The following is a 6628-nucleotide window of genomic DNA, read 5'->3' as shown; positions in this document are numbered from 1 at the left end:
CTTTCAGCGAGCCGTCACCAAACAGGTACACGCGCCCTTTTTCCGCCATATGAAAGATCTCAGCCATATCAGAGAAAAAGCCATTCGGACGAATAACACAATATTCAAGCCCAGAAGCTTTCAGCTCATCGACGAAAGCTTCTTTGGCCTGAAAAATCTTCAGGTGTTTCAGTTTTTCACCATTCAGGGCGGAAACATAAATAAACTTCCCTACCCCGCTCTGCCTAGCCTGCTGTAATAAATTCTTATTAGCCTGATAGTCAACATCCATATAGGTCAGGCCGTCTTTTTGCCTGGTGATACCGACAGTTGAGATAACAGTATCTATACCGTCACAACAGCCCGCCAATGAGTCTGGGTTTGTCACCTCAGCCTCTATAACCTCGAAATGTGCTTTCTCGAAAGCGGTAAGCTTTGCTGAATTTCTAACGACTACAGTGACCCGATAACCTCTGCTCTGCAGCTCATGGGCGATATAGCGCCCCAGATAGCCCGTTGCTCCTGCTACAAGTACCTTTTTCATTCTGCCTCCCGCCCGCACTCTCGCCCAAACATCTTAATGGACCACTTGGACTATTAAGCTACCACCTTAACCCAGAGACATCAACACATTTTAGACCAATAGGACTAAAACAGCCTTGTTCACTAGATAAAAGAGAGCATCGGTTCAAAGCATTGAGGTGACTTTCAACAAGGGATGAAAAAGATAATGAGAGTTCGTGAAACAACTTGGGAGGGAAGTGGTGATACAAAAACTAACGAATAAAGACTATTGATGACAACCTTAGGTCAGTTGCCACAGAGGGAGACCGGATTGCCGGATACAAAAAATGCTGGCCTTAGCCAGCATTTTGTCATTTAAAGAATAATCTTTAAATTACAGCTTAACTACGTTAGCTGCCTGAAGACCTTTCTGGCCTTGCTCAGTTTCGAAAGAAACTTTCTGACCTTCAGCAAGAGTCTTGAAACCTTCAGAAGCGATAGCACGGAAGTGAACGAAAACGTCAGCGCCGCCGTTGTCCTGAGTGATGAAACCGAAACCTTTCTCTTCGTTGAACCACTTAACGGTACCAGTAGATTTAGACATGATTATATCCTAATTTTTTAACAAATAATTCGCATAATGCGTGTATAGCCGGGAAAAGAATTACTTATGTGAGGAATAATTATGAATGGAAACTTCATGATACTAGCTGGTAAGCAGGTGTAGAGAAGCGTTCTAAAAGCATAATTTGTATTTCATATAAATAGGTCTGATTACAGGCCGGGGTCAATACTACCAGCATTTAACGCTTTGTATAGTGTTTTTATCATTTATTTCTGGCTTCGTTAGGGTCTTGTTCAGCATGCCAAAACAAAACGTTAAATCGCCTTAAATACCTGAGACTCACTATGTCTGTTTTACCACCTTAATTGTCAGTAATGGCTGTAGAGAAACACACAGGTGTGACCAATAATTAGCAGATACTCAATACACATCATCGATTACTCAGAGGAGTCTCAATGACAGTCGAAACCCAAATCCCGTTACTTGATGAAATTTTGGAACCGTGGAAACCTGTCATCGGCGATGACTTTGAAGGATATAAAAATCATGTCACCAGAATGCTGAACTTCTGCTTTTACTTGGCGATTCCCAATGAAGTCGAGCGCAAAAAGCTCATTATTGCTGCCGCCTTTCATGACATTGGGATCTGGAGTGACAATACCGTTGACTATCTTCCACCGTCAATAAAGCAATCCCGTGAATACCTCCAGGCTAACAACCTTGAGGAATGGACTGAAGAAGTGGAACTAATTATCGGGGAACACCATAAAATAAGGCCATATAAAAACAAGCGCTACCCACTGGTTGAGTGGTTCCGCCAAGGTGATTTGGTCGATTTTTCGTTAGGCATGATCAAATGCGGAGTACCGTCAACCTTCATCACTGACGTAAAAAAGGCCTTGCCCAATGCCGGTTTTCATAAACGCTTGGTACAGTTAACTTGGCAGCAAATCAAGAAGCACCCGCTTAACCCGGCTCCAATGATGAAATGGTAAGCGCCCCCTGACACAATTTTATGGCGAGTTATAACGAAAAAAGCCACCGGAGACTGCCGGTGGCTATTGCTAACAGTATAAGACTTAGATGACTAATCCACCGTCAATTTTCAGTGTCTGACCAGTGATAAACGAGGAACGGTCACTGGCAAGGAACAGGGCCCCTTCAGCAATATCTTCAGGCGTTCCCATACGCTGTAATGGCGTTTTCTTCTTCATATAATCCAGAATTTTTTCTGGTAAATCGACAGTCATCGGGGTTTCGATAAAGCCGGGAGCGATACAGTTGGCACGAACCTTGGCCCCTTTGCGGGCAAATTCTTTCGACCAGCCTTTTGTCATCGCTATCACGCCGCCTTTGGTGGCCGCATAGTTACTCTGTCCGACATTACCGTCTGTTCCCACAACAGAAGACATGCTAATAATCGAACCGGCCCCAACTTCCATCATCACAGGCGCGATAGCCTGAGTCATATTGAAAACGCCTTTGAGGTTAACGTCCGATACGAGATCCCAGTCATCCTCAGTCATTTTATCAATCAAATTATCACGAGTAATACCCGCGTTATTTACCAAGACATCTATTTGACCAAATTCTGCTTTCACCTTCTCGACAAAATTGGCAATGCTCGAACGGTCACACACATTTAGCTCAACAGCACGTACATTAGTGTACTGAGACTCAAGTTCTGCCATAACCGCAGCATTCATATCACAGGCAAATACCACTTTTGCATCGTTAGACGCAAAGGTTTCAACAATACAACGCCCAATTCCTTGCGCACCACCGGTAACAACGCAGATCTTATCTTTTAACATCATTTCCCTCATCCTTAATACCAATAAAAGGTATGAATACAAAAAATGGCTCCAATTAGCGTGCTGGGAAACACAATCATCACTAATTCACTTCATGTCTACATATCTTAGATGAATGATGAAAAATTATTACCAACATTGTTGCAATTCACATTTGCGAATAAAGGAAATAACCATGCAGCCTTTGTGTCATCGCTATTTCATTGGTTTCCAAGGGCGTAGTTTGCTATAAATTGTATGTGGCTAATTATTAATCAGGAAAGGAAATGTTAGACAAGGTTGTCTTTTTTCTTCATGTCATACGTTCAGGCTCCATCAGCGAGGCGGCCAAGAAAAATGGAATATCGGCATCAGCAGCCAGTCGCTGGCTGAACGAACTTGAAGAAAATATGGGGGTAAGCCTATTAAAGCGCACGACAAGAAAAATAAGCCCGACACAGGCAGGTCAGCGCCTTTATGATCGCTTCAGTCTTATTCATACTGAAATTGATGATGTTTTCAATGAAGTCCAAAACTTGAGCAACGGCGACAAGGGAACCATCAAAATTGCAAGCACCCCATTGTTTGCCAAACACTATCTGAGCCAAATCATCGGTGAATATCTGCAAGAGCACCCATCCGTTAACTTTGTCGTGCTCGAAACCGCTTTTGAAGTTGATCATGTTCATGATGTCGACTTTGCAATACGGGCCAATGCGACCTATCGCGGGTTTCAGGACAAAGACAGCTTACTGGTAAAACGCTCCTTATTACGTGAACCCTTAATCGCTTGCTGCTCGCCGGAATATATCAAGCAATTTGGCGAGCCGACCGTTCCTAATGATCTTACTCAACACTTGTGTCTATATGCGACAACTCTGGTTGGCGGTAACAAGTGGATCTTTGAACTTGACGGTGAATATAACTCAGTCGAAATATCTCAGACCGTAGAAGCCGACGACAGTGAAGTGCTGAAAAATATTGCTCTTGCCCACGGCGGAATTGCCTATCTCCCCTATAGCCTGATTGGCTCTGAAATAGCGAAAGGCAATTTGGTTCCGGTATTAAAGAACTATGTCAGTAGTGAGTTTGAATTGAACCTTTACTTTAAACCAAGGAAATATATGCCAGCCCGTTGTGCGAACTTCAAGGATTACCTCATCCAGCGCGTCGGCGAGATTGAAAAGGAAAAAAGAAGGAGTGCGTATAAAAATCAACCTGTCTTAGTTACCGAACAAGACTAGGATATAAACACTCCATAGCGTCCATCAGACGTAATGTGAATACACCCGCGTCAGCAACTGCTCGGCGCAAGCCGCTGCTAACTCTTCAACCGTTACTGAGTTATATATCAACTCTCCATATTCCCACGTAAATACGAGTTTTCCGTCAACAAAAGAAACGGTACAAGACAGTTTGTGCATCGCTTCCCTCTCCTTGCCAATCATCTCATCGTAACGAACCAACTTAATAAGAGGATGCTCCAGAACGGTCTTATCAATCGACAAAGTTTCAGGAATGAAGTTGATATCAATATCAGGGATGGAATCAGCGCCATGAGGGTGTATTGTTGCCGATTTACTACATACAATTAGGAAACAACCAAAACAACAATATTCATTATTATCATCAAGTAGTAACAACAAAGAAGGCATAGGGCGAGAATATATTGTTAAGATCGCTTGGGTATATTCATTTGCTACAGACACAAAAAAACCGGGCGAATGCCCGGTTTTTTTCAAACGTAGTGATTAAGCTTCGTAGCGAGGCTTACGGTCACGGCGTGGACGGTCTGCTGAACCATGGTTGCGTTCACCACGGTAGCTGCCACGGTTGTCGCCACCACGGTTGCGGTCAAAGCGACGCTCGCCGTCACGACGACCACGACCACCTTCACGGTTACCATCACGGTTGCCACGGTAGCCACCACGGTTGCCGTCACGACCACCACCACGACGGTGCTCACGAAGTACCTCGCCTTCAACAACAACAGCTTTTACTTCGTTTTGGCGAATGCGTAGCTTCTTAAGCTGAGCAGACACTTCTGCAGTCATCTTCTTAGGAAGCTGAACATAAGTATGCTCTGGCGCTAGCTTGATAGCACCGATGAACTCTTTGCTCAGGCCTAGTTCGTTCGCAATAGCACCAACGATATCTTTAACCTGTACACCTTGCTCACGGCCAACCTGAAGCTGGTAAGTATCCCAGTCAGCGTTGTTGTAAGAACGACGTTCACGACGCTCACCGCGCTCACCACCTCGATCATCACGACGACGCTCACGACGCTGCTTGTCACGCTCGATAGCAGCAATCATTGGGTCCGGACCTTTGTAGAACAGCGGACGGTTACCTTGCTGGCGCTGAAGCAGCATAGCCGCTAGCGTGGCCGCATCAACTTCAATTGTTTCTTGTAGCTTTTCTACAAGCTCAACAAACGCTTCTACACTTGTTTGCTCTTTCTGAGCAGCAAGCTCCTGACCAAGACGGTTAAGGCGAGCTTCGGCAACAGCATCACGAAGTGGAAGCTGAATTTCTTCCATGCGAGATTTAGTTACGCGCTCAATAGTGCGCAGCATACGGATCTGGTTTGTACGAACAAGCAAAATAGCTTTACCTGTACGTCCAGCACGACCTGTACGACCGATACGGTGAATATACGACTCAACGTCGAACGGGATATCGTAGTTGAATACGTGCGTAATACGTGGCACATCAAGACCACGAGCGACAACATCGGTTGCAACCAGGATATCGATAACACCTTTCTTGATGTGATCAACAGTACGCTCACGTAGCGACTGAGGGATATCACCGTGTAGTGCAGCCGCTTTGAAGCCGCGTGCAGATAGCCAGTCAGCTAGGCGCTCGGTATCTTGGCGAGTACGTACGAATACGATTGACGCATCAGTTTCTTGAGTTTCAAGAAGACGGCTCATTGCTTCGTCTTTCTCGACACCTTTCACTACCCAGAACTGCTGCTCTACCTGAGAAACAGTACGGTTTTCGCCTGCAACGTCGATACGAGCAGGATTACGTAGGAAGCGATCAACAATCTCTTTAACCATTGGAGGCATAGTTGCAGAGAACAGTACGCGCTGCGCTGACTCTGGTGCTTGCTCCATGATCCAAGTAACGTCGTCAACGAAACCCATTTTTAGCATTTCGTCAGCTTCATCAAGTACAAAAGTGTGTACTTCATCAAGGTGCAGACGGTCGCGAGTAATTAGATCTTTTACACGACCTGGAGTACCAACAACGATGTGAGCACCAGACTTAAGCGCACGCATCTGATCAACGATAGATGCACCACCGTAGATTTCCAGTACCTTTAGTCCCTTGATGTTCTGGCCTAGCGTTTTGATTTCTGCAGCCACCTGAATCGCAAGCTCACGGGTCGGAGCCATAACGATTGCCTGTGGCTTATGCTGACCTAGGTCAAGCTTGTTCAGAAGCGGTAGAGAGAACGCTGCTGTTTTACCAGTACCTGTCTGAGCTTTACCTAGCGCATCAGTACCAGTTAGTAGAAGAGGAATTGACGCCGCCTGAATAGGGGTCGGCGCAACGAAGCCCATTGAGTCAAGTGCGGATAGTAGTGTGTCGGCCAGATCTAACTGGCGAAATTCTGTAACAGATTCTTGCATTGGGATCCCAATATGTAATCTAACTTTAAACGGGGCCCCTTTAACTTTAAACGGTTCTGCAACAGCAACCACAAGCATGGGCCTCGACGATTTGAGGCGCGCATTGTGCGCTATTACTCGATAAAATGCCAGAAAAAATTGAAGAT

The 6628-nt window shown here is 45.3% G+C and carries 7 protein-coding genes; 2 read left to right on the top strand and 5 right to left on the bottom strand.

Features of this window, described 5'->3' with window-relative positions:
* Together MHN01_RS12555 and MHN01_RS12550 are read right to left on the bottom strand one after the other, a co-directional pair.
* A partial coding sequence (locus MHN01_RS12555) for an SDR family oxidoreductase (RefSeq protein ID WP_239411660.1) occupies positions 1-523 on the bottom strand: 523 nt, incomplete at its 3' end.
* A 354-nt stretch (positions 524-877) separates the two neighbouring features.
* Positions 878-1087, bottom strand: a complete 210-nt coding sequence (locus MHN01_RS12550; RefSeq protein WP_075766136.1) for a cold-shock protein — start codon at positions 1085-1087, stop codon at positions 878-880.
* A gap of 416 nt (positions 1088-1503) precedes the next feature.
* Between MHN01_RS12550 and MHN01_RS12545 the strand changes: the two genes are divergently transcribed.
* Positions 1504-2043, top strand: coding sequence for an HD domain-containing protein (locus MHN01_RS12545; RefSeq protein ID WP_239411659.1), 540 nt, complete (start codon positions 1504-1506; stop codon positions 2041-2043).
* 84 nt (positions 2044-2127) lie between these two features.
* Here the strand turns inward: MHN01_RS12545 and fabG are convergent, their stop codons facing one another.
* Positions 2128-2862 (bottom strand): 3-oxoacyl-ACP reductase FabG, encoded by a 735-nt coding sequence (fabG, locus tag MHN01_RS12540; RefSeq protein ID WP_239411661.1) that lies wholly within the window; start codon positions 2860-2862, stop codon positions 2128-2130.
* Between the two features lie 266 nt (positions 2863-3128).
* On the opposite strand from fabG, the gene MHN01_RS12535 reads away from it, so the two are divergent.
* Positions 3129-4085: a LysR family transcriptional regulator gene (locus tag MHN01_RS12535; protein ID WP_239411658.1), complete on the top strand. Its 957-nt coding sequence runs from the start codon at positions 3129-3131 to the stop codon at positions 4083-4085.
* 24 nt (positions 4086-4109) lie between these two features.
* Here MHN01_RS12535 and MHN01_RS12530 read toward each other — a convergent pair whose 3' ends face one another.
* Together MHN01_RS12530 and MHN01_RS12525 are read right to left on the bottom strand one after the other, a co-directional pair.
* On the bottom strand, positions 4110-4550 hold the full coding sequence (locus tag MHN01_RS12530) for a hypothetical protein (protein ID WP_239411657.1): 441 nt from the start codon (positions 4548-4550) through the stop codon (positions 4110-4112).
* A gap of 42 nt (positions 4551-4592) precedes the next feature.
* The gene (locus MHN01_RS12525) at positions 4593-6482 is read right to left on the bottom strand and encodes a DEAD/DEAH box helicase (protein WP_239411656.1); all 1890 of its coding nucleotides are present in this window, start codon (positions 6480-6482) and stop codon (positions 4593-4595) included.
* Positions 6483-6628: the final 146 nt, after the last annotated feature.

The sequence above is a fragment of the Photobacterium sp. OFAV2-7 genome (assembly GCF_022347985.1).
Classification (GTDB): Bacteria; Pseudomonadota; Gammaproteobacteria; order Enterobacterales; family Vibrionaceae; genus Photobacterium.
Note: the sequence above shows the minus strand (reverse complement) of the source record. Positions and strands in the feature narration are given on the sequence as shown.

Excerpts from the sequence above, each read along its gene's own strand:
- MHN01_RS12550 (WP_075766136.1), bottom strand. The coding sequence starts at position 1,087 with ATGTCTAAATCTACTGGTACCGTTAAGTGGTTCAACGAAGAGAAAGGT.
- MHN01_RS12545 (WP_239411659.1), top strand. The coding sequence starts at position 1,504 with ATGACAGTCGAAACCCAAATCCCGTTACTTGATGAAATTTTGGAACCG.
- fabG (WP_239411661.1), bottom strand. The coding sequence starts at position 2,862 with ATGTTAAAAGATAAGATCTGCGTTGTTACCGGTGGTGCGCAAGGAATT.
- MHN01_RS12535 (WP_239411658.1), top strand. The coding sequence starts at position 3,129 with ATGTTAGACAAGGTTGTCTTTTTTCTTCATGTCATACGTTCAGGCTCC.
- MHN01_RS12525 (WP_239411656.1), bottom strand. The coding sequence starts at position 6,482 with ATGCAAGAATCTGTTACAGAATTTCGCCAGTTAGATCTGGCCGACACA.